Annotated in this window: 21 protein-coding genes and 1 pseudogene; 18 read left to right on the top strand and 4 right to left on the bottom strand. The window is 45.3% G+C overall.

Features of this window, described 5'->3' with window-relative positions; translation table 11 throughout:
* The first annotated feature begins 80 nt into the window (after positions 1-80).
* The 10 genes from fabB to purF all read left to right on the top strand — a co-directional run bounded on the left by fabB (position 81) and on the right by purF (position 13,824).
* A complete protein-coding gene (gene fabB / locus AK966_RS01830; RefSeq protein ID WP_099078527.1) occupies positions 81-1,292 on the top strand; it encodes a beta-ketoacyl-ACP synthase I in 1,212 nt (403 codons plus the stop codon).
* A gap of 318 nt (positions 1,293-1,610) precedes the next feature.
* A complete protein-coding gene (locus AK966_RS01820; protein WP_099078528.1) occupies positions 1,611-2,744 on the top strand; it encodes a 4-phosphoerythronate dehydrogenase in 1,134 nt (377 codons plus the stop codon).
* Entirely contained in the window at positions 2,741-3,754 is a 1,014-nt protein-coding gene (locus tag AK966_RS01815) for an aspartate-semialdehyde dehydrogenase (RefSeq protein ID WP_099078529.1), read from the top strand. Before AK966_RS01820 ends, AK966_RS01815 begins: the two co-directional genes overlap by 4 nt.
* 198 nt (positions 3,755-3,952) lie before the next feature.
* Positions 3,953-7,804, top strand: coding sequence for a FimV/HubP family polar landmark protein (locus AK966_RS01810; RefSeq protein ID WP_119463427.1), 3,852 nt, complete (start codon positions 3,953-3,955; stop codon positions 7,802-7,804).
* 90 nt (positions 7,805-7,894) lie between these two features.
* Positions 7,895-8,689, top strand: coding sequence for a tRNA pseudouridine(38-40) synthase TruA (gene truA / locus AK966_RS01805; protein WP_099078531.1), 795 nt, complete (start codon positions 7,895-7,897; stop codon positions 8,687-8,689).
* 194 nt (positions 8,690-8,883) lie between these two features.
* On the top strand, positions 8,884-9,810 hold the full coding sequence (gene accD / locus AK966_RS01795) for an acetyl-CoA carboxylase, carboxyltransferase subunit beta (protein ID WP_099078532.1): 927 nt from the start codon (positions 8,884-8,886) through the stop codon (positions 9,808-9,810).
* A 45-nt stretch (positions 9,811-9,855) separates the two neighbouring features.
* A complete protein-coding gene (folC, locus tag AK966_RS01790; RefSeq protein ID WP_099078533.1) occupies positions 9,856-11,118 on the top strand; it encodes a bifunctional tetrahydrofolate synthase/dihydrofolate synthase in 1,263 nt (420 codons plus the stop codon).
* 14 nt (positions 11,119-11,132) lie between these two features.
* Positions 11,133-11,720: an SPOR domain-containing protein gene (locus AK966_RS01785; RefSeq protein WP_099078534.1), complete on the top strand. Its 588-nt coding sequence runs from the start codon at positions 11,133-11,135 to the stop codon at positions 11,718-11,720.
* A gap of 61 nt (positions 11,721-11,781) precedes the next feature.
* Positions 11,782-12,273: a CvpA family protein gene (locus AK966_RS01780; RefSeq protein WP_099078535.1), complete on the top strand. Its 492-nt coding sequence runs from the start codon at positions 11,782-11,784 to the stop codon at positions 12,271-12,273.
* 36 nt (positions 12,274-12,309) lie between these two features.
* The gene (gene purF, locus AK966_RS01775; protein WP_119463426.1) at positions 12,310-13,824 is read left to right on the top strand and encodes an amidophosphoribosyltransferase; all 1,515 of its coding nucleotides are present in this window, start codon (positions 12,310-12,312) and stop codon (positions 13,822-13,824) included.
* A 66-nt stretch (positions 13,825-13,890) separates the two neighbouring features.
* Here the strand turns inward: purF and AK966_RS01770 are convergent.
* Positions 13,891-14,356, bottom strand: a pseudogene (locus AK966_RS01770) (LysR family transcriptional regulator).
* A 279-nt stretch (positions 14,357-14,635) separates the two neighbouring features.
* Here AK966_RS01770 and AK966_RS01765 point away from each other — a divergent pair.
* The 7 genes from AK966_RS01765 (at position 14,636) to recR (ending at position 20,396) form a co-directional block, all read left to right on the top strand.
* The gene (locus AK966_RS01765) at positions 14,636-15,742 is read left to right on the top strand and encodes a response regulator (RefSeq protein WP_099078537.1); all 1,107 of its coding nucleotides are present in this window, start codon (positions 14,636-14,638) and stop codon (positions 15,740-15,742) included.
* 218 nt (positions 15,743-15,960) lie between these two features.
* Positions 15,961-16,092, top strand: a complete 132-nt coding sequence (locus tag AK966_RS20045; RefSeq protein WP_099078538.1) for a hypothetical protein — start codon at positions 15,961-15,963, stop codon at positions 16,090-16,092.
* A 15-nt stretch (positions 16,093-16,107) separates the two neighbouring features.
* Positions 16,108-16,512, top strand: coding sequence for a YbaN family protein (locus AK966_RS01755; protein WP_119463425.1), 405 nt, complete (start codon positions 16,108-16,110; stop codon positions 16,510-16,512).
* Positions 16,513-16,676: 164 nt separating this feature from the next.
* Positions 16,677-17,222, top strand: coding sequence for an adenine phosphoribosyltransferase (gene apt / locus AK966_RS01750; RefSeq protein ID WP_099078540.1), 546 nt, complete (start codon positions 16,677-16,679; stop codon positions 17,220-17,222).
* 8 nt (positions 17,223-17,230) lie between these two features.
* The gene (gene dnaX / locus AK966_RS01745) at positions 17,231-19,354 is read left to right on the top strand and encodes a DNA polymerase III subunit gamma/tau (protein ID WP_099078541.1); all 2,124 of its coding nucleotides are present in this window, start codon (positions 17,231-17,233) and stop codon (positions 19,352-19,354) included.
* Positions 19,355-19,436: 82 nt separating this feature from the next.
* Positions 19,437-19,766, top strand: a complete 330-nt coding sequence (locus AK966_RS01740) for a YbaB/EbfC family nucleoid-associated protein (RefSeq protein ID WP_005460082.1) — start codon at positions 19,437-19,439, stop codon at positions 19,764-19,766.
* Between the two features lie 30 nt (positions 19,767-19,796).
* Complete coding sequence (gene recR, locus AK966_RS01735; RefSeq protein WP_099078542.1) at positions 19,797-20,396, top strand: recombination mediator RecR; 600 nt, start codon at positions 19,797-19,799, stop codon at positions 20,394-20,396.
* Positions 20,397-20,446: 50 nt separating this feature from the next.
* Here the strand turns inward: recR and aqpZ are convergent, their stop codons facing one another.
* Together aqpZ and AK966_RS01725 are read right to left on the bottom strand one after the other, a co-directional pair.
* Positions 20,447-21,145 carry an aquaporin Z gene (aqpZ, locus tag AK966_RS01730; RefSeq protein WP_099078543.1) on the bottom strand — a complete coding sequence of 233 codons (699 nt, stop codon included), beginning with the start codon at positions 21,143-21,145 and terminating at the stop codon, positions 20,447-20,449.
* 211 nt (positions 21,146-21,356) lie between these two features.
* Positions 21,357-21,605 carry a YkgJ family cysteine cluster protein gene (locus AK966_RS01725; RefSeq protein WP_119463424.1) on the bottom strand — a complete coding sequence of 83 codons (249 nt, stop codon included), beginning with the start codon at positions 21,603-21,605 and terminating at the stop codon, positions 21,357-21,359.
* Between the two features lie 176 nt (positions 21,606-21,781).
* On the opposite strand from AK966_RS01725, the gene AK966_RS01720 reads away from it, so the two are divergent.
* The gene (locus AK966_RS01720) at positions 21,782-22,222 is read left to right on the top strand and encodes a YcgN family cysteine cluster protein (RefSeq protein WP_119463423.1); all 441 of its coding nucleotides are present in this window, start codon (positions 21,782-21,784) and stop codon (positions 22,220-22,222) included.
* Between the two features lie 92 nt (positions 22,223-22,314).
* Here the strand turns inward: AK966_RS01720 and AK966_RS01715 are convergent, their stop codons facing one another.
* Positions 22,315-22,566, bottom strand: a complete 252-nt coding sequence (locus tag AK966_RS01715; protein ID WP_099078546.1) for a GlsB/YeaQ/YmgE family stress response membrane protein — start codon at positions 22,564-22,566, stop codon at positions 22,315-22,317.
* Positions 22,567-22,793: the final 227 nt, after the last annotated feature.

The following is a 22,793-nucleotide window of genomic DNA, read 5'->3' as shown; positions in this document are numbered from 1 at the left end:
GAATTTATGGGAAAGCTGACCACTTTTGTTGACTATCTTAGTTATCATCTAGCGGATTTTTGAATTATAGGAATGTCATAATGAAACGAGTCGTAATCACCGGTATGGGTATTGTTTCAAGTATCGGTAACAACGTCGAAGAAGTTCTAGCGTCTCTTAAAGCGGGTAAATCTGGCATCACTGCGTCTGAGCAGTTTAAAGAACACGGTCTGCGCTCGCAGGTTTGGGGTGATCTGAAAATCAACCCAGCAGAGCACATTGATCGTAAACAGATGCGCTTTATGGGTGATGCGGCTGCTTATGCATACCTATCAATGCAGCAGGCAATTGAAGACGCTGGTCTATCTGAAGAGCAAGTATCAAACGATCGCACAGGTATCGTTGCTGGTTCTGGTGGTGCTTCTGCATTCAACCAAACAGTTGCAACAGATACGATGCGTGCAAAAGGCGTAAAACGCGTTGGCCCTTATATGGTTCCACGTACAATGTCTTCAACCGTTTCTGCGTGTCTGGCAACACCATTTAAGATTCGTGGTGTGAACTACTCCATTAGCTCAGCATGTGCAACCTCAGCACACTGTATCGGCCATGCGATGGAGCTTATCCAACTAGGCAAACAAGACATCGTATTTGCTGGTGGTGGTGAAGAGCTAGATTGGTCACAAACCATGATGTTTGATGCGATGGGCGCACTATCAACTAAGTATAACGAGACGCCTGAAAAAGCTTCTCGTACTTACGATGCTGACCGTGATGGTTTTGTTATCTCTGGCGGTGGTGGCATGCTCGTTATCGAAGAGCTTGAACACGCTCTAGCCCGTGGTGCGAAAATCTACGGTGAGATTGTAGGTTACGGCGCGACGTCTGATGGCTACGACATGGTAGCACCATCAGGTGAAGGCGCAGTTCGTTGTATGAAGATGGCAATGCAAGACGTAGATGGCATCGATTACATCAACACGCACGGCACTTCTACTCCGGTAGGTGACGTGAAAGAACTGGGTGCTATCCAAGAGCTATTTGGTGACAACAGCCCAGCAATTTCTGCAACAAAGGCGATGACTGGTCACGCACTAGGTGCTGCTGGTGTTCACGAAGCAATTTACTCAACGCTAATGCTAGACAACAATTTCATTGCGCCAAGTGTGAATATCTCTCACTTGGATGAAGCGGCACAAGGTCTAGACATCGTAACAGAAGCTCGCGAAGCAGAGTTGACGACCGTAATGTCAAATAGCTTTGGTTTTGGTGGTACAAACGCGACATTGGTAATCAAAAAGTACCAAGCGTAAGCGACCCAAAGCTAACTGAATTGGTTGGGTTTTTATTCTCAGTAATGTAAACCCTGACAAACCAGTTTCCAGACCTGACCAGCTTATCTGGTCGAACAGACGCAGACTCTGTCCCAAGGAGAGCGGGATAGGATCCTTTTGTTCTGGAACGTTGCCCGGCGATATGCCGGGCTTTTTCTTTTTTTTAATTTTGGGGCTGAACGTGCTATTTCTTGAGATTTTTTGGGAAAAGGGCACAATCACTATACTCAAGTGACCTCAAATCCTGATGTCGTTTGGGGATACCACTCTTAAAAATGGATCTTAAACGCTAGCGCTATGAAAATTCTTGTTGATGAAAACATGCCGTACGCTGAAGAGCTTTTCAGCCAACTCGGTGAAGTGATTTTAAAACCCGGTCGTACACTGACAGCCGATGATTTAGTGGATGTAGATGCACTGATGATTCGCTCGGTTACCAAAGTAAATGCGGCGCTGATCAGTAAAGCAAACAAGCTGAAGTTCGTGGGTACAGCGACGGCTGGTATGGATCATGTCGACCAAGCACTATTGCAAGAAAAAGGTATTTTCTTCACCGCTGCGCCAGGTTGCAACAAAGTTGGCGTTGCTGAGTACGCATTCAGCGTCATGATGGTGCTAGCGCAGCAGCAAGGTTTCTCTGTTTTCGACAAAACCGTTGGTATCATTGGTGCAGGTCAAGTCGGTAGTTATCTAGAGAAATGTTTGAACGGCATGGGCATTAAAGTGCTCCTCAATGATCCACTCAAGCAAGCTGAGGGGGATCCTCGCAATTTCACCCCATTAGAAGAACTGATTGAAACGTCAGACATCATCACGCTACACACACCAATCACCAAAGATGGCCCGTATCCGACGCACCACTTGATTGATGAAATCGTTTTGAATGGTCTACGTGCGGATCAAATTTTGATAAATGCAGCACGCGGCCCTGTGGTAGATAATCGAGCATTAAAGCAACGTTTGCTGAAAAATGATGGCTTCACTGCTGCATTAGATGTATTTGAGTTTGAACCAGAGGTTGATATGGAGCTTCTGCCTCTGCTAGCATTCGCCACCCCTCACGTTGCAGGCTATGGTCTGGAAGGGAAGGCTCGCGGTACGACAATGATTTTTAATAGCTACTGTGAGTTTCTAAATAACGAATTACGTGCGCATGCCAGCGATTTACTGCCAACCGCGCCTGTTCCGACTGTGGTTTTGGACAGAGCGTGGGATGAAGCAACGCTGCACAACATCACGCAGTTAATCTATGATGTGCGTAAAGATGACGCGCTTTTCCGTCGTGAAATCAGTAAGCCAGGTTCTTTTGATCTGATGCGTAAAAACTACTGGGATCGCCGTGAATACAGCGCTGTCACGCTAATGGGTAACGAAACATGCAATCTTGCTCCATTAGCAGAACTAGGTTTTCAGGTTGAGGTAAGTCAATGAGCCAGCAATACAATGTTGCCGTTTTAGGTGCGACCGGTGCGGTCGGTGAAACAATTTTGGAAGTGCTTCAAGAGCGCAAATTCCCAGTAGGCGAAATCTTCCTGCTAGCGAGTGAGCGCAGCGAAGGCAAGACTTACCGCTTCAATGGTAAAACAATTCGCGTACAAAACGTGGAAGAGTTTGATTGGTCTCAAGCGCACATCGCGCTGTTCTCAGCTGGCGGTGAACTGTCTGCTAAATGGGCGCCAATTGCCGCTGACGAAGGCGTTATCGTGATCGACAACACCTCTCACTTCCGCTACGAGTTAGACATCCCACTTGTTGTTCCTGAAGTTAACCCAGAAGCGATTGCAGAGTTCCGTAACCGTAACATCATTGCGAACCCTAACTGCTCCACCATCCAAATGTTGGTGGCATTGAAGCCTATCCACGATGCTGTGGGTATTGAACGTATCAACGTATCCACTTACCAATCCGTCTCTGGCGCAGGTAAAGCAGGTATCGATGAATTAGCTGGTCAAACGGCGAAGCTACTCAACGGCCTCCCAGCGGATAAGAAGCAATTCTCTCAGCAGATTGCGTTTAACTGTATTCCACAAATCGACCAGATGATGGAAAACGGCTACACCAAAGAAGAAATGAAAATGGTGTGGGAAACGCAAAAAATCTTTAACGATCCATCAATCACAGTAAACCCAACTTGTGTGCGCGTTCCAGTCTTCTATGGCCATGCAGAAGCGGTTCACGTTGAGACTCGTTCGCCGATTGATGCACAAGAAGTGATTAACCTTCTTGAGCAAACCGAAGGTGTAGAAGTATTCCACGGTGAAGACTTCCCGACACAAGTTCGTGATGCGGGTGGCAAAGACCACGTAATGGTAGGCCGTATTCGTAACGATATTAGCCATCACAGCGGTGTAAATCTTTGGGTTGTTGCGGATAACGTACGTAAAGGCGCAGCGACAAACGCAGTACAAATCGCGGAAGTTTTGATTCGCGATTACTACTAATTACGCTCACAATTGATTTCAAAGCCTCGCACACAGCGAGGCTTTTTTGTTCGAACGAAGTAAATTAGTGTGAGATTAGTACGAATATGGTGAGAGCCACACATTTTTTTCCCTTAAAGCTATAGTTTTGCGTGTGTTATCCGATATATTTAACCGATCACCATTTCAAATCTTTACTAGCACCAAACTGAGCCTTCTATGCGTCAAAATTATAAGTGTTTGTTAGCCGCCCTTGTGTTGATGAGCACGACTCAGACATCGTCAGTGGTTCAAGCCGAAGGAATTCGTCTTGTGGGTCCTTCTGGCGAAGTGCAAGCCTCTCCGAGTTACGCTGGGGAGATTGAACGAGCGTTATCCGCTAATACTCAACCTTCGCGCTTTTTTGGCCCCACCGGTCAAAATGAAACGCTATGGTCGATTGCTTCTCAATTGCGACCTTCTCGTAATGTTTCTGTCCAACAGACGCTGCTTGCCATTTACCGAATCAACCCTCAAGCGTTTGACAATCAGAATATACATGAGTTGATCCCTGGTAGTCGTCTTCGTATTCCTTCATTAGAGCAAGTCCAAAGTGCAACCACAGCACAAGCTGTGGCGATTATGAAAGCCCATGAAGCGAGATCGAATCAGCCTAAACCACCTAAACCTGCACCGGCTAAATCTATCGTCGAGCAGCCAAAGCCAGTAGCAGAAACCACCAAGCCTAAAGTTACGTCGGAAACGGTTAAACCAGAAATGGCCAAACCTAAGCCGGTTAAATCGGTTGAGCTAACCCCATTGGTTCCTACCCTAACCACTTCTCCAGAAGGTGAGAAGCAGGTAAGTGCGCTTAAAGATAAACTTCAGATTTCTCAAGGTGAGCTTGAGTCGCTTGAAGAAAAGAATCATCGTCTTCGCTTAATGCTTTCTGATGTGCAAAACGAAGTAGAAACGCTAAAAACGGAGCTTAATGACGAAGCGCGTATCCGCACGGAAGTAGAAAAGTTACTGGCAGAAGAACGCAAGCGTCTTGATGAGCAGCAACGCATGCAACCAAGTACAATGGATAAGATTCTATCCAATGGCTGGTTAGTGGGACTTGCTGCGCTAATTCCAGGCGCATTGATCGCTTTACTTGTGGTCACGTTGTTGGGTCGCCGTGCGAAATCGGAAGAGGAACAGGCTGCGGCACAGGAGCCCCAAAGTATCGATCCATTAGCGGCGCCACTTGGATTAGCGGCCGCGGAGGAGTTAGAAGAAGAGTTAAGCTTGGATGATGACCTATTTGGTGATGATGAGAGCGCAAACCTATTCGATCAAGAAGAGAAGCCAGAAGAGGATGATGTCTTTGGCAATCTTGATGACGATGATCTCGACTTCAACCTAGAAGGTGATGACGAAGAAGACCCATTTGCAAGCATTGGTGACGATGGTGACTTAGATGTTGGTTTCTATGAGTTTGATTCTTCCAACAATGGCATCAAAGTAAACGGTGAAGAGAAGGCCCTTGGGCTGGAAGAGATGGAGCGTGCACTTGATGAGGCTTCTCCAGAGCTAGAGATCGTGGATGATGAGCAAGTAGACTTTGATCTCTCAGATGAAGAAAGTGCCAATGACCCATTTGCAGACTTACTAGCGGGTGATGAGCCGACAGAAGATCTACAAAGTGACAGCATTGATCAGGCACTGTTGGATGATTTATTTGCTGATTTTGGTAGTGATGATCTTAACCTTGATGTAGAAGACGATAAGTCATCCTCTGCGGTTTCAGAGCTAGGCTTTTCTGTCGGTGAAGCCACTGAGGATGAAATCGACAAGTTACTGGCACAATACGATCAGCCAACAACAAATAGTGTCGAAGATCTAAGCAAAGAAAGTGATGAAGCGACACCGGATGAACTTGACCCGTTTGATGAGTTAGAAAATATTGCCGGATTGAGTGATGATCCGTCGATCGAAGAAGATAGTACTGAGCTTCTGGATGAGTTGATTGGTCTTGATGATGAAGACGCTTCAGATGACTTTGACCCGCTAAATGAGCTTGAAAAATTATCGGGCTTTGACGGCATAGAAGATCTTGACGAAGATAGCGTAGATCTACTGGATGAGTTACTTGATGATAACAATACGGATGAAGAGCTAGATGAAGACAGTAAAGAGCTTGACCCATTTGATGACTTGATTCGTGAAGATGATGAGCCAACGAATTCTGATTCCTTAAGTGATGATGATTTATTAGCATCACTCGGTTTTGGTCGTTTAGAGCCAGAGGTGACAGAGGGCATTCAATCACAGCCTCAGTCAGTCGTTGAATCAAGTGAAAAGTTAGATGATGAACAGGTACTTGGTCTTGAATCTGGGCTCGATATTGATGCGTTATTGAGTGACAACCAGCCAGAAAGGGAAGTTGAATCCGAGCTTCAAACCGAACCGCTGCGCCAAGAAACCGATCTGGAGCCAGCGCGAGAGGAACCTGTTAATACCTTTGAAGGTAATGACACTTCTGATGACCTAGATTCAATACTTAATGACGAACCACAAGTCTCTAATGAACAAGATGTGCCTTTTGAGGCTGAAACAGCCCTTGATACGCAACATGAATTGGCTGAGGAACGTACTCATTCAGAGTCAGGTGAAGATGCATCAGAGCTTCTCAATAACTATGCTAACGCTTTAGCACAACAGTCTGAGAGCGAAGTAGACGAAGCTCCTGTATTTACACCAACACCCGATACCGTTGAGAACGAATTTGGCATTCCGCAAGAGGAAGATTGGTTAGTTGATGATATTGAGTCAGAAACGAAGCTAGAACAGGAGCCTATAGCTGCACGTTCGACAGAGACGGATATTGAAGATGAAGAATCCAACTTCGATGCTCTAGAGCTACCAGAATTCAACGAAGACGATGCGCTTGCTTCTATGGCGGATGAACCTGCGTTGCCTGAATCAGAAAAGGTTGCACCAGAAGCGGCGGTAACGGAGACGGCAGAGGAAGAAGCGTTCAACTTTGACGACTTCGATCTTCCAGAATTCAACGAAGACGATGCGCTTGCTTCTATGGCGGATGAACCTGCGCAGTATGAATCAGAAAAGGTTGCACCAGAAGCGGTGGTAACGGAGGCGGTAGAGGAAGAAGCGTTCAACCTTGACGACTTCGATCTTCCAGAATTCAACGAAGATGATGCGCTTGCATCTATGGCAGATGAACCAACCTTGCCAGAATCTGAAACGGCGGAGCTAAGCTCATCTGCGGAAATGGCAGAAGACAATGCAATGAGTTTCGATGATTTGGATCTGCCTGAGTTCGATGAAGAAGATGCATTAATGTCAATGACGGATAATGCAGAAGCTCATCAGCCAGTATTGCAGTCAGATAACGATCATGACGCACTATTTGAAGTATTCGCGCAACCAGGTGCTTTCGTTGCTGATTTTGAATCAGAGAAGAATGAGGTTGAAACAGAGCTAAATGACTTCGAAGAAGCCGCAATGGCAAATTTGCTTGCGGAAAACGTTGATTCACAAGTATTTGATGGCAACTTAGACAGCGATACCGTTGCTAGCGCAGGCATGGACTTTGAAACCATGTTGGGCGTGGGTGATGATTGGAATGGTTTTAAGCTTTCCACCGAATGTACCTCTACGACATCAGAGGTGCCAGAAGATCAGCGTGAAGTATGGGGCTCAGCAGCCGCATTGGCACAACCTGAAATCGCACCGGAGAATTGGGCGGAGCAGGATGACCTCGCAGACTTTGATCCTAAGAAGCATCAATTCATGACCATTGATGAATTAATGGCTCAAGTGGATAAAGACGGCGGTGAGTTTGAGGAGCAAGAACTAAAGCTGGATGTTGGCTTAAATGAATTCCCTGATGTAATTGGTGATATTGGCGACGTTGACGTTGATAGTAATGCAGAAGCTGCAGGTAAACTTGATTTAGCAAAAATCTATTTGGAAATGAATGATCCTCAAGGCGCGGTTAAGTTATTGGAAGAGGCCATCGTCTACGGTGAAGACGATATTCGCCGAGAGGCCAAGCATCTTATCGACGATATTCATGGTCGATAAATAAAAAGAGGCAGCAAGCGCTGCCTCTTTTTGTATCTGGAAGGCGTTGAGTATATACTTCCCGCCCCATTTTAGAGTTCGAAGGTTAAAATGAGAATCGCATTAGGTATCGAGTATAACGGTACAAACTACTTTGGTTGGCAACGCCAAAGAGAAGTGAAAAGTGTCCAAGAAGAGCTAGAAAAGTCACTATCGATTGTTGCGAATCACCCTGTGGAAGTGCAGTGCGCTGGTCGTACTGATGCCGGCGTGCATGGTACTGGTCAGGTGGTTCACTTCGACACCAACGTAAGCCGTAAAATGGTTGCTTGGACCATGGGGGCGAACGCAAACATGCCTAGTGATATTGCTGTCCGTTGGGCGGCAGAAGTTTCTGATGACTTCCATGCGCGATTCTCAGCAACAGCGCGTCGTTACCGCTATATCATCTTTAATCATGCATTGCGTCCAGGTATCTTGAGCTCAGGTGTGAGTCATTACCACGGTGATTTGGATGAAAAGAAAATGCATGAAGCGGGGCAGTACCTGTTGGGAGAAAATGACTTTACGTCATTCCGTGCAACGCACTGCCAGTCTCGCAGTCCGTTTCGTAACTTAATGCACCTTAACGTGACGCGCCATGGTGATTACGTTGTGATTGACATTAAAGCGAATGCCTTTGTTCACCACATGGTGCGGAACATCACTGGCAGCCTGATAAAAGTGGGGCGTGGTGAAGAAAAACCAGAATGGATCAAGTGGTTGTTAGAAGCAAAAGATCGCAAATTAGCCGGGGCAACTGCGAAAGCGGAAGGCTTGTATTTGGTGGATGTGGATTATCCTGAAGAGTTTGGATTACCACAAGTGCCGATCGGCCCGCTATTTTTGCCAGATAATTTGAACTAAACTGCGAACTTGTTTCAAAAAATCGGTATTTTAGGCTGGATAAACACGAAAATTGTGCGTTATTAATGATAGCAAAAATAGGTACAACCAGTTTTTTATCTACAGTCGCGGTAAGATATGTTTTAATCCATCTGTAATATTTCGAATTTATATCTTTCGCAATGACGCGGAAGAATTGAGAGAAAAGGTCTTCCATGAGTTGGCTTGAAAAGATTTTAGAAAAAAGCAACCTTGTAAGTTCACGCAAAGCTTCTATCCCAGAAGGTGTGTGGACGAAATGTACCTCTTGTGAGCAGGTTCTATACCATGCAGAGCTTGAGCGTAATTTAGAAGTTTGTCCTAAGTGTAACCACCATATGCGCATGAGAGCGCGTCGTCGTTTGGAATCGTTCTTAGACGAAGGCATCCGTGTTGAGCTTGGCACCGAGCTAGAGCCACAAGACAAACTGAAATTTAAAGATTCTAAACGTTACAAAGAGCGTATCTCTGCTGCACAAAAGAGCAGTGGTGAGAAAGACGCCTTGGTGGTTATGCAGGGTGAACTGCTAGGCATGCCACTGGTAGCGTGTGCATTTGAATTCTCCTTTATGGGGGGATCAATGGGTTCTGTGGTAGGTGCTCGCTTTGTAAAAGCGGTCGACGCTGCGATTGAAAACAACTGTGCACTTATTTGCTTTTCTGCAAGTGGCGGTGCGCGTATGCAAGAGGCATTGATGTCTCTAATGCAAATGGCGAAAACCAGTGCCGCACTTGAGCGTCTATCTGAAAAAGGCCTGCCATTCATTTCAGTGCTGACTGACCCAACAATGGGCGGAGTATCGGCGAGCTTGGCGATGCTAGGGGACATTAACATTGGTGAGCCTAAAGCACTGATTGGTTTTGCTGGTCGTCGCGTCATCGAGCAGACCGTACGTGAAGATCTCCCTGAAGGTTTCCAGCGTAGTGAGTTCCTGCTAGAACACGGTGCAATTGATATGATTGTTGACCGCCGTGAAATGCGTCAACGTGTGGGTGGGTTGATTGCTAAGCTGACTAACCACAAGTCTCCTTTGGTGGTTTCGGTTAACGAATCTCCAAATGAAGAGCCATATTCTGTACCAGAAGCGGACGAAAAAGGGTAAAGTATCACTAACACAAAAACCAAAGAAATTAATGGTTAAAGTTAGATGACCCAAAACTCTATTCCTCAAGCCACATCCTCCCTGACGGTGTGGCTTGATTATTTAACAAAACTCCATACATCAGCAATCGACCTTGGCTTAGACCGCGTTCAAGCGGTAGCGCAAAAAGCCAACCTCATTAAACCAGCTCCTACTGTGATCACCGTTGCCGGCACCAATGGCAAAGGCTCGACGTGTGCATTGATGGAAGCGATTCTACTGGACGCAGGCTACTCGGTGGGCGTTTACAGCTCTCCGCACCTGATCCGTTATAATGAACGCGTTCGTATCAACGGCGTAGATGCATCAGACAGAAAACACGGTGAAGCGTTTGACTATATTGAGAAGCAGCGCGGCGAGATCAGTCTAAGCTTGTTCGAATTCGGCACGTTAGCCGCACTTCGTATTTTCCAAGTTGAGAAAGTCGACGTTGTTCTGTTAGAAGTTGGTCTTGGCGGCCGTTTAGATGCAACCAACGTGGTTGACCACGATGTCTCGGTTATTACCAGTTTAGCAATTGACCATGTGGATTGGTTAGGTGATGACATCAATGTCATTGGCTTTGAAAAAGCAGGTATTTACCGTTCCGGAAAGCCTGCTATTTGCGGCCAACCAACCCCACCGGCTACTGTCGCGGCTCATGCTGACGATATCGGTGCAGAATTTTTCCAAGTGGGCATTCAATTCGACTACCAACTAACAGCTAAGGGCTGGAAGTGGAGTAGCGGTGCTTTTGCGCTTGAAGACCTTCCTGTTCCATCTTTACCTCTCCCTAATGCTGCGACTGCGTTAATGGCGCTTGGCGCGTCAGAATTGCAAATTACTGACATTAATATTGTTAATGGCTTGAATAATGCTCGGCTTGCTGGTCGCATGCAGGTTCTACAAACAGAGCCAGAAGTTGTTCTTGATGTGGCACATAACCCTCACTCAGCAGAGTATTTGGTTGAGAAGGTAAAAAGCCGATACAAAGGTAAGAATATCCACGTCGTTATCGCAATGCTGCATGATAAAGACATCAAAGCGACAATTGAAGCGCTAACGGTAATTGCAACACAATGGTATCCAGCATCGTTGACTGGGCCTCGTGCGGCGACAGCAGATGAATTGTGCCAATACTTGCCTGAGGGGCAGGCCCAGTTCCAAACCCCAGTAGACGCGTTTGAGAGTGCGAAAAGCAGCGTCGCAGACGATGATGTGATTCTGGTTGTTGGATCATTCCATACGGTGGGCGAAGTATTGGAACATTGGCAATCAAATAATGGGTAATCAAAGGTAATTTGATGGCAAGTAAATTCCAAAGTCGTTTAGTCGGCACCATTGTTTTAGTCGCGGTTGGGGTCATTGTGCTCCCTGACGTGTTAGATGGTAAGAAACTGCACTACAAAGAAGAATTTGCCAGTATCCCTATCAAACCTGAACTTGATAGTGATGTGGAAAACTTCGAAATTTTAGAGCCAGTAGAGGATGTTATCTCTCTGCCAGAATCGCCTGTTACTGCGACAATCAGTCAGTCAGAGGGATCCCAAGGCAGCGTTTCTGAGTCTGACGTTGTTCCTCAACCAGAAGTCGAAAAACAACCTGAGTCGGTTGAAGTGGTAGTTCGTCCAGTTGAAGAAAAAAATCAATATCAAGACTCGGCTTGGATCATTCAGTTGATGGCACTGAAGAATCATGACAATGCCGTCGCGCTTGTCGATGATTTACAGAAGCGAGGTTATCAAGCTCATGTGAAGAAAGAAAATAACTTTACCAGAGTGATTGTTGGTCCTGACGTGTCAAAAAGTAAACTTGAACGACAGGTCAAGGAATTACAAAAAATAACAGGCTCAAAAGGTCAATTGCTTAAATTTAAGCCATTAAATCCATAAGAAAACGTTTGCGTCAGCATTTTTTCTGTTAAAATGCGCGCCAACTTAAGATGAAGAAAACATGAATTGGTTAGATTTTGTCATTTTAGGTGTGATCGGATTTTCAGCTCTGATCAGTTTAGTTCGCGGTTTTGCTAAAGAAGCTTTGTCTTTGGTGATTTGGTTCGGAGCGTTTTTTATCTCCAGTAACTATTACACTAAATTAGCGGTGTACTTCACCAATATTGAAGATGAAATGTTTCGAAACGGAGCCGCAATTGCGGCGCTATTTGTCGCGACTTTAGTTGTTGGTGCGGTGGTGAATTACGTCATTGGCCAACTGGTACAAAAAACAGGACTGTCAGGTACTGACCGACTTCTCGGTGTGGTGTTTGGTGGTTTACGTGGAGTATTGATTGTTTCTGCGGTGCTGTTTTTTATGGATGCGTTTACAGCATTCCCAAGCTCGGATTGGTGGAAAGAGTCACAGTTGGTCCCAGAGTTCAGCCGTATCATCGCCCCATTTTTCGAGCACTTACAAGCAACATCAAGTTTTTTGTCTGGCACTATCTAGTAGTGCCAGCTACTGTCGCAAATCGAGGATTAGGACATGTGTGGTATTGTTGGAATCGTGGGCACAACGCCTGTAAACCAGTCTATTTATGACGCGTTAACGGTGTTACAGCATCGTGGCCAAGATGCCGCTGGTATTTGTACCATAGAAAGCAATCGTTTTCGTCTGCGCAAGGCGAACGGTTTAGTGAAGGATGTGTTTGAAGCAAAACACATGCAACGCTTGCAGGGTAATGTTGGAATCGGTCACGTACGTTACCCAACCGCAGGCAGTTCAAGTGCCTCTGAAGCGCAGCCTTTCTATGTAAACTCTCCTTTTGGTATTACACTCGCTCATAACGGCAATTTGACTAACGCTCATGAAGTTCGTCAAAAGCTGTTTGAAAAAGATCGTCGCCATATCAACACCACATCAGACTCAGAAGTGCTGCTTAACGTTCTCGCTCACGAAATTGATACCGTGAAGGGCAATGTAACGGCAGATGACGTGTTCCGAGCGGTGACGAATGTACACCGAACGATTCGTGGTGCATACGCGGTTGCAGCCATGATCATCGGCCACGGTATGATTGCATTTCGTGACCCCCATGGTATTCGTCCTCTTTGTCTTGGTAAGCGCGAAGAAAATGGGAAAATGGAATACATGGTAGCATCGGAGTCTGTTGCACTTGATGCTGTTGGTTTTGACTTTGTACGTGATGTAGCACCGGGTGAGGCGATTTACGCAACGTTTGATGGTGAGCTATTCACTAAGCAGTGCGGAGATAATCCAAAACTTAATCCATGTATTTTTGAGTTCGTTTACTTTGCTCGTCCAGATTCATTTATCGATAAGATTTCTGTGTACAGTGCCCGTGTAGAAATGGGCAAGAAGTTAGGTGACCGTATTCGTGAAGATTACGCAGATCTCGATATCGATGTGGTTATCCCAATACCAGAAACCTCCTGCGACATTGCACTGCAAATTGCTCAAGCGATTGATAAGCCATATCGCCAGGGCTTTGTGAAAAACCGTTACGTTGGTCGCACGTTTATTATGCCAGGTCAGCAGCAACGTAAGAAATCGGTACGGCGTAAGTTGAATGCCATCCGCTCTGAGTTTAAAGACAAGAATGTACTGCTTGTGGATGATTCTATCGTTCGGGGCACAACGTCTGAACAGATCATTGAGATGGCCCGCGATTCAGGCGCAAACAAGGTGTTCATGGTTTCAGCTGCGCCGGAAGTTCGTTTCCCGAATGTTTACGGTATCGATATGCCAAGTGCGACGGAGTTAATTGCTCATGGTCGTGATAATGACAGCATTTGTCAGCAGATCGGTGCTGATGCGCTGATTTATCAGCGATTGGAAGACTTGGTTGAAGCTGTTGCTTTAGGTAATCAAGACATCGCCCAGTTTGATACTTCAGTATTCAACGGTGAATACGTGACGGGTGACATTGACCAGCAGTATTTGGATTTCCTAGATGGTTTACGTAATGATGATGCGAAGGCCGAGCGCGAAATTCAGCAGGATATTGCAAATCTAGAGTTGTATAACGAAGGCGCATAATGCTGTCTTCTTAATATAAAAAACCAGAGTCTAGGCTCTGGTTTTTGTATCAGATTTCTGCGGCTATTAGTGAATGTGGTAAGCAATCACATAATCGATGAAAAGGCGTACTTTTTCTGGCAGGTGATCTTTGTGGTTATAAAGCATGTAGATGTCACGAGGGTTTGCGCTCCAGTCTGGCAGAACGCGTACTAGATCACCGCTAGCAATAAACTCTTTGATCATCACGTCTGGCATTAGCGTAATGCGAGCCCTTCCGAACAAGAGCTGCGTACCACATTTAGCGCATCTCTTCAGCTGTTGATGTGAGTCGCTGTAATAAAGGAGAGCACTCATGATAAAAACGCTCGCCTGCTTCAGTAAGAGAAAGTTTACGCGCGTGGCGATTTAGAAGCCTCAGGTTAACAGAATCTTCAAGTGCTTGAATGCGACAGGTGATAGTAGCTACCGGAATCATGGTTTTTCGTGACGTTGCAGTGTAGCTCCCATTTTCGACAACCAATCGAAACAGGTTTAGATCATCTAGTTTTATACTTCCCAGGCACGCTACATTACAATTTAGGGTTAATGTATAAATAACTTAGAGATCAAAGTTTGCGTTAAGTCAATATTTTGCACAATTTGAACACACCAGACCTTAACGAATAAAGACCGGTTTGGCATAGAATATTTGTGCAAATGGGGTTTACAAGCTACCTTTTAATTAAGGTGGAAGGGCCTGATATCTTGCTGCATGGTGTTCTGGACGGTCTTAATATAAAGATAATAATGTATAATTTGTTTTTTGACTAAGCTTTGTGAGGTAAAAGGTATGTTTAAGACTCACAGTCAAACGGCAAAGGTCTCAGCGCAGGAAGTGGTTAATCACAAACTGATTATGTTGGTTGACGATGATCCTATATTTCGTGGAGTCACTAGTGCCTATTTGGATTGCCAAGGTTATAGGGTGATAGAAGCCGGGAATGGCTTAGAAGCGCTCAAAATGTTGAGACAGTGCCAGCCAGATCTTGTTTTGTGCGATTTGTCTATGCCTGTTCTAGATGGCATAGAATTTGTAGAAGAAGTAAGTCTTGAATATCCTTCTATGCCAATGATCGTCGTTTCTGCTACCGATGAAATGTCCGATGTTGCCAAGGCATTGCGCTTTGGAATAAAGGATTTCTTATCAAAACCGATCGCAAATTATCGATATTTATCTCAAGCAATTGATAATACGCTTGAAGATTGTGATCGCCACTTTTCCGAGCAGCGCGATTTTGCGAGTCAATGGTTTAGGGTCGATGATGGTGGCGAAATATCAGAAGAGCAAGAGCTACACTGGCATTTAGAATACTTACAGCAAAACCCCAACGCTGCACGAAACTTACTCCATGCGCTGTTGCCAGAAAAAGATACATCTCAGGGAGATTGGAAGTGTTCATATCGGTTGTTGCAATCGACGGATGTTATGCCTCTCGTTTTTGACTACCGTTGGTTGATAAATGGGCAGTTTGCTTTCTATCTTGTGGATTCAGCATCATCTGAAGATGGCGGCGTTGCGACGACATTGTTGGTTCGAGCTCTTTTTGATGATTATGTACGTAACTTAAGTAGCTTTAGCGCTGACCTTAAGGATATCGCAGAGGTTATTGAGAAAGGCATTCTCTGCTCTGAAGGAACAGGGGTTGTTAACGCAGTATTCGGAATTGCTGATCTTGCGTCTGCAACGGTATCTATTTTGCCTGCTGGCTTGGATAGCCAATGGTCAGATGGGGTCGCCAATCAACACATCGCTGCAAGTAATCGCTTGGGGGATGGCTGCATGAAAAACTTTATTACAAGTGACTTGCCAATTGACAGTAACGGGCAGTTATCGATTGGGTGTCTAGGCACTTCGAGCTTTGGTTTAAATATTACTAGACTTAATCAACGGGTTTGATTCGCTTATGAATGAATAGCAGCACGTTTGTATTGCTTTTTACTATAAGCCCGTTCGGTTTCATCTTTTGTTGCGCATATAACCTTACTCTTTGTCGGTGTTTAACGTTGGTTTATTAGGGTATATTTAACTAATGAAACAATAAGTGCTCACTTGTGTAACGTTTACTTAACGGTGTGCAATGAGAGAAGTAAACATAACTAATGAGAAGATACATCATGGCAGACAACGACGTTAAAGAGCCTTACAATATTTTTTACTTTTTAGGTTTTGTTGCAGTTCTTTTAATCCCAACGCTACCAGCAACGCTGACCTGGATTCGCGTAATGAACGGTTACGCTACTTTTTGATCGAGTAATTGTTTATTGGAGTTCACCATTCGTATTAAGCGCTATCTTTTAAATATAGTTGGTGGACTCTCTGTTTTGCTTGGCATTGCTGGGGTTGCCCTTCCTCTTTTACCTACTACGCCTTTTATGCTCCTCGCTAGTGCTTGCTTCTTACGTAGCAGTCCGCTATTTCATCAGTGGTTACACAAACACAAAACGTTCGGTCCTCTATTGACGAACTGGGATAAAAATAGAGCCGTAACCCGAGAAGTCAAAGCTCGAGGCGTAATTTTTATAGTGTTGAGTTTTGCTATTTCTATCGTTGTAGCGCCTTACATTTGGCTAAAGTTTGTACTTTTAGTGATGCTAATCGTTTTACTAGGCTGGTTTATACGACTCCCTGTGATTGAGTTGGTTGCTGACAGAGAAGAAAATCACTAAGATTGTAGGGAATAGTGTGCCCGCTCTTCGAGTGGGCGTTTGTATTTTCAACACCTGTGACTTTGTGAATATAAGCACATAGTGGTGAAAGCCTATTGTTTATTGCCCTCGTAATATTGCGATAAGAACGGCGGGTAATGAGCCAATCTAAGTAAATCGGTATTATGACTACAGAAACAATTTCTCTGATCAAATCTAGCATTAAAAGCATCGAAGATTACCCTAAGCCAGGCATCCTTTTTCGCGATGTAACGAGCCTTCTTGAAGATGCACAAGCATACCAAGCGACGATTCATCTAATGGTAGAACGTTACAAAGATATGGGCTTTACCAAAGTAGTTGGTACGGAAGCGCGCGGATTCTTATTTGGGGCACCGCTGGCGCTTGAGTTGGGTGTTGGTTTTGTTCCAGTGCGTAAGCCAGGTAAGCTACCTCGTCCTACTATTGCTCAGTCTTACGAACTGGAATATGGCGTAGATACACTAGAAATCCATGTTGACGCAATTGTAGAAGGCGACAAAGTATTGGTTGTCGATGATCTGCTTGCGACAGGTGGCACGATTGAAGCGACAACAAAACTTATCCGTCAGCTAGGCGGTGAAGTGAACCACGCTGCATTTGTTATCAATCTACCAGAAATTGGTGGTGATAAGCGCCTAGAAGGACTGGGCCTTGACGTATACAGCATTTGCGATTTTGAAGGGCACTGATACATTCAATGAGTTATTTAGCTTTAGCGCGAAAATGGCGTCCTAATAAGTTTGATCAAGTGGTAGGACAGAGTCATGTTCTTACTGCTTTAGAAAACGCATTGGCGCAAAATCGCTTACACCATGCGTACTTGTTTAGTGGTACTCGAGGCGTTGGTAAAACGTCGATTGGCCGACTGTTTGCTAAGGGCTTGAACTGTGAAACAGGTATTACTGCTAACCCATGCGGTCAGTGTGATACTTGTCGTGAGATCGATGAAGGCCGCTTTGTTGATTTATTGGAGATCGACGCCGCTTCTCGTACTAAAGTTGAAGACACTCGTGAGCTATTAGACAACGTTCAATATAAGCCTGCTCGCGGACGCTTTAAAGTGTACCTTATTGATGAGGTACACATGCTCTCGCGTCACTCTTTCAATGCGTTGCTAAAAACGTTGGAAGAGCCGCCTGAGTATGTGAAGTTCCTATTGGCAACAACGGATCCTCAGAAGCTGCCAGTGACGATTTTATCACGTTGCTTGCAGTTCCATCTAAAGCCAATCAGCGTTGATGACATTCATCAGCAACTTGATCACATTTTAGAAAAAGAGCAAGTTTCAGCAGAGGCAAGGGCTCTTGGTATGATTTCCCATGCTGCAGACGGCAGTATGCGAGATGCACTGAGCTTAACGGATCAAGCCATTGCGCTAGGAAACGGCGTTATTCAAACTGAAATCGTGAGCCATATGCTTGGTACGATTGATGCCGACCAAGCCATTCATTTACTGGAATCTATCAGTAGTAAACAACCCCAGCAAGCAATGGATAAAATCCAACAACTTGCATCAAACGGTGTAGAGTGGGATGGCTTGTTACAACAATTGGCATCGCAGTTACATCGTGTCGCTATGTATCAAGCATTGCCATCGACGTTGGATCTGGCACAACCTGATGCAGAGAAAATTGATTTATTGAGTAAAGCGCTGACGCCACAAGACGTACAGTTATACTATCAAATTGCCTTAAAAGGTCGTGAAGACCTGTCGTTGTCACCAAACGGCCGTGTGGGCATGGAAATGATAGTATTGCGCATGATGGCGTTTCGCCCATCAATAAGCAGCGGTGCTAATGTCATTACAACGACGGTACAAGCTCAAGCGGTTCCGGTACAAGCGGTGAGTCAGTCGAGAGTAGATGAAACACTGCAAGCGCCAATGAATACTCCGGTACAACCAGCACCGCAAGAGTCACCGCAGTCTGAAGCTCAGGCAGTCGCACATACGGGTGATGCTCCTGAATATCCGCCAGAGCATCAAACCGGTGGATATGGCATGCCACCACCACAATATGATATCGCGCCACGAATGGATGAGTCTTCTGCATCACAACAACAGGCGCAAAAAGCAACTCAACCAGCACAGGAGAGCGCACCTGCACGCCCAGGCTTGGGTGGTTTACGTCATCAGCTACGTTCACAGCGCCAAGGTCAGCAACAGGCAGCCTCTAATAACGGTGGCTCAAAAAAGCCTAAGGCGACATCTGCACAAAAAGAGTCGGTCATTGACCGTCTAGCGCAATTGCATGGCAATTCCGCGCAGGTGTCGCCCGCATCTTCACCGCAAGCGGAATCGTCTACAGTTGAAGATGAAGCGTATCGCTGGCGCCCAACCAAACAGGTTGAGAAAAAAGTGAATACGCAGTTGACACCGACGCAGCTTAAGCAGGCGCTTGAGCATGAAAAAACACCAGAGATGGTGCAAAAACTGGTTGATGAATCGTTAGAGAAAAATGAGTGGGCGAAGTTAATCAGCCTAATGAATACGCCAAAATTGGTGGAACAATTGGCATTAAATTCGAACTATTACAAAGAAGGCTCAACGGTTTCGCTACAATTAAGAGGCAGTCAAGCACATCTAAATACTGACAGAGCACAAAGCGAGCTATTAAATGCGCTGAATGCTGTGTTGGGGGAGGAGTGTCATCTAAGCATCGTTATTGGCGAAAGTGGTGAGACTCCTCTAGAGCTGCGAGACCGGCTCTATCAGGAAAAATTACAGCAAGCTCTGAACAGTTTGGAAAACGATCCGTATGTTCAGTTCATCGAGCGTCGATTTGCCGCAGAGCTTGATAGAGATAGTGTTCGCCCTATCTAAAAATTGAACACAGTGGGGTTGAAATCGTAAACTGACAGCCCCATTTACTGATGCAACACCTAATTAAACCAGAGAGATAAACATGTTTGGTAAAGGCGGTATGGGCAACCTAATGAAGCAAGCCCAGCAAATGCAAGAGCGCATGCAAAAGCTTCAAGAAGAAATCGCGAATATGGAAGTAACCGGCGAGTCTGGTGCTGGTCTAGTTAAAGTGACAATCACTGGCAGTCACAGTGTACGTCGTGTTGACATCGATGAAAGTCTGATGGAAGACGATAAAGAGATGCTAGAAGATTTGATCGCTGCCGCGTTTAACGACGCAGCGCGCCGCGTTGAAGAAACTCAAAAAGAGAAAATGGCTTCTGTAACTGGTGGTATGCAACTACCACCAGGTATGAAAATGCCATTCTAATCTGCTGACATTTAATTAAGCGGATTTTCAATGCGTACCAGCCATATGCTGGAGCAATTGATGGAGGCCTTACGTTGTCTACCTGGGGTTGGCCCCAAGTCGGCGCAGCGTATGGCCTTTCATTTGTTACAGCGTGATAGAAAAGGCGGTCTGCAGCTCGCAGATGCGCTAAGTCAGTCAATGACAGAAATCGGTCATTGCACCGAGTGCCGAACGTTCACTGAAGAAGATATTTGCCACATTTGTACCAATCCCAAGCGCCAGGAAAACGGTCAGCTTTGTGTAGTAGAAAGCCCGGCAGACATCGCTGCAGTAGAAGCCACTGGCCAATACTCGGGTCGATACTTTGTACTGATGGGGCATTTATCACCGCTCGATGGTATTGGTCCAAGTGATATCGGTCTTGATGTGTTGGACTATCGTCTGCGCCGAGGTGATATCTCTGAGGTGATTCTTGCCACCAACCCAACGGTTGAAGGGGAAGCAACAGCACATTACATCGCTGAACTGTGTAAAGAACACCAAGTGGATGCAAGTCGAATCGCGCATGGTGTCCCAGTGGGTGGTGAGCTTGAGCTTGTTGACGGAACGACCTTGTCCCATTCGTTACTGGGTCGACACAAGATTTAATAAATAAAAAGCCGCTGAACTCAGCGGCTTTTTTATAAATCGAGGGCGAATCAGTCGTTTGACTCAGTGCCCAGAATATTTTTGTAGATAAGTGCGCCCAGAATACCACCGACAATAGGTGCGACCCAGAATAGCCATAGTTGAGATACCGCCCAGTCACCAAAAAATACCGCTACACCAGTACTGCGAGCTGGATTTACAGAAGTGTTTGTTACAGGGATACTGATTAGGTGGATCAGCGTCAAACATAGGCCAATAGCGATAGGCGCAAAACCTTGAGGGGCACGTTTGTCTGTTGCGCCCATGATCACGATTAGAAACATCATGGTCATCACAACTTCAGTGACGAGCGCAGCCATAAGAGAGTATTGACCTGGAGAGTGTTCGCCATAACCATTTGCTGCAAAGCCGGAACTGACAATGTCAAAGCCTGCTTGGCCCGTAGCGATGATATAGAGTATGCCACCAGCGATCACACCACCAATTACCTGTGCAATGATGTATGGCACAACGTCTTTAGTCTCAAAACGACCACCCGCCCACAAACTGACAGTTATCGCGGGGTTTAAGTGGCAACCTGAAATATGGCCAATCGCGAACGCCATGGTAAGAACAGTCAAGCCAAATGCCAGTGCAACACCGACAAACCCAATGCCTAGCTCAGGGTAGCCTGCGGCTAAAACTGCACTACCACAGCCACCAAGCACTAACCAAAACGTGCCAAATAACTCTGCCATATACTTATTCATGTTGTTTCCTATTTCGGATTTAAATTACTCGTAGAACATAGTAGACACTAGTCAGTAACTGTGAGCGGCATCTGAAAAATTGGCCTAACAGGCAGCTAAAGATAAAGATGTCTCAACTTTGAAACGGAATGTTCAGTGATCGAATTAAATGAACGCTAGGAAAGTACGTGACATAAAGGCGATGGTTCAATTAGGGAGACTTGGTTGGTGATTAAGTCAGTTGTTCTAGTTCCGTAATATTTTTGATCGCGTCTTGATTGGTATTACCACACACGACGGGACACGGCTTAAAGTCATGGCAAACTTTAGGGCGCTCAGGTTTGCCAAAAAGCTTACATAGGTTATCTTCATTCAATTGAATACAACGTTCTCCTGCTGTTTTGCCCTTTGGCATGCCAGGAATAGGGGAAGAGATACTTGGTGCGATACAGCACGCTCCACAACCCAATCGACAATCCATCTTAACGCCCTCATAAAAATCAGGGGGCAATTATGGACATTTTCAGTCAGATTGGAAGGGGAGGATGGAAATTCACTAGCCTAAATGAGAAACCGTTCGTTCGGTAAACTTGAACTTTTATTGCCAGAGGGGTATAAAACGCATCCTATCCCAATTCGTAATAAGTAGTAAGCGTAATGAACACACCATTTTGGCAAAGCAAATCGTTAGAACACATGACAGAAGAGGAATGGGAATCTCTCTGTGACGGTTGCGGTAAATGCTGTCTACATAAGCTGATGGATGAAGATACGGATGAAATTTACTACACCAACGTGGCGTGTAGCTGGTTGAACAGCAAAACGTGCTCGTGTAAAGATTATCCGAACCGTTTTACTTCAGGTGAAGAGTGCACCAAGTTGACACGTGAAGATATCGATGATTTCACTTGGCTACCACATACCTGTGCATATCGTCTACTTGCAGAGGATCAGCCACTACCAGAGTGGCATCCGCTTATTACGGGGTCTAAATCAGCAATGCATGCTGCAGGTGAAAGCGTGCGAAATAAAGTGGTGTATGAAATTGAAGTGGTGAACTGGGAAGACCACATCTTAAATCACCCAAACCGACAATAATTGAATAAAAAAGCCTTTCACTATTGAGTGCAAGGCTTTTTTATTTTAACAGCATAATTTTTCTTGCAACCATGAAGGTGCTATGTCGAGCGTCACCCTCTTATAAAACGGTGGTATACAAACAAAAGCACAAAAGCGCCTACAGTGGCGGTAATGATGCTGCCGATATTAATACCATCTGCACCGCCTAATCCGAAGAAACTGCCAAGAAAGCCGCCAACAAAAGCCCCCGCGATACCAAGTACCATAGTGGCAATCCAACCCCCACCATCGTTACCAGGCATCAACCACTTTGCGAGAGCACCAGCAATCAGGCCAAGAATGATCCAAGATAGAATACCCATAAATTCTCCTTAATCGTTATTTCAATCGATATTACTACGCTTAAATCATAGCTCATCTTTTATAACTCGCATTAAACGAGTTACTGTATGAATCCACCACTTTCAATTTGTGCTCAACATACTTCGAGTATTTGTCATGGGAGAGCAAGAATATAAAAATGATTTTCTATCAGTTACATATGGGAATCGTCTTAAAATGTCACAACTAAAAACTAACAGGAATATTG

This window comes from Vibrio sp. PID23_8 (assembly GCF_003584965.1).
In the GTDB taxonomy this organism is placed as follows: domain Bacteria; phylum Pseudomonadota; class Gammaproteobacteria; order Enterobacterales; family Vibrionaceae; genus Vibrio.
Note: the sequence above shows the minus strand (reverse complement) of the source record. Positions and strands in the feature narration are given on the sequence as shown.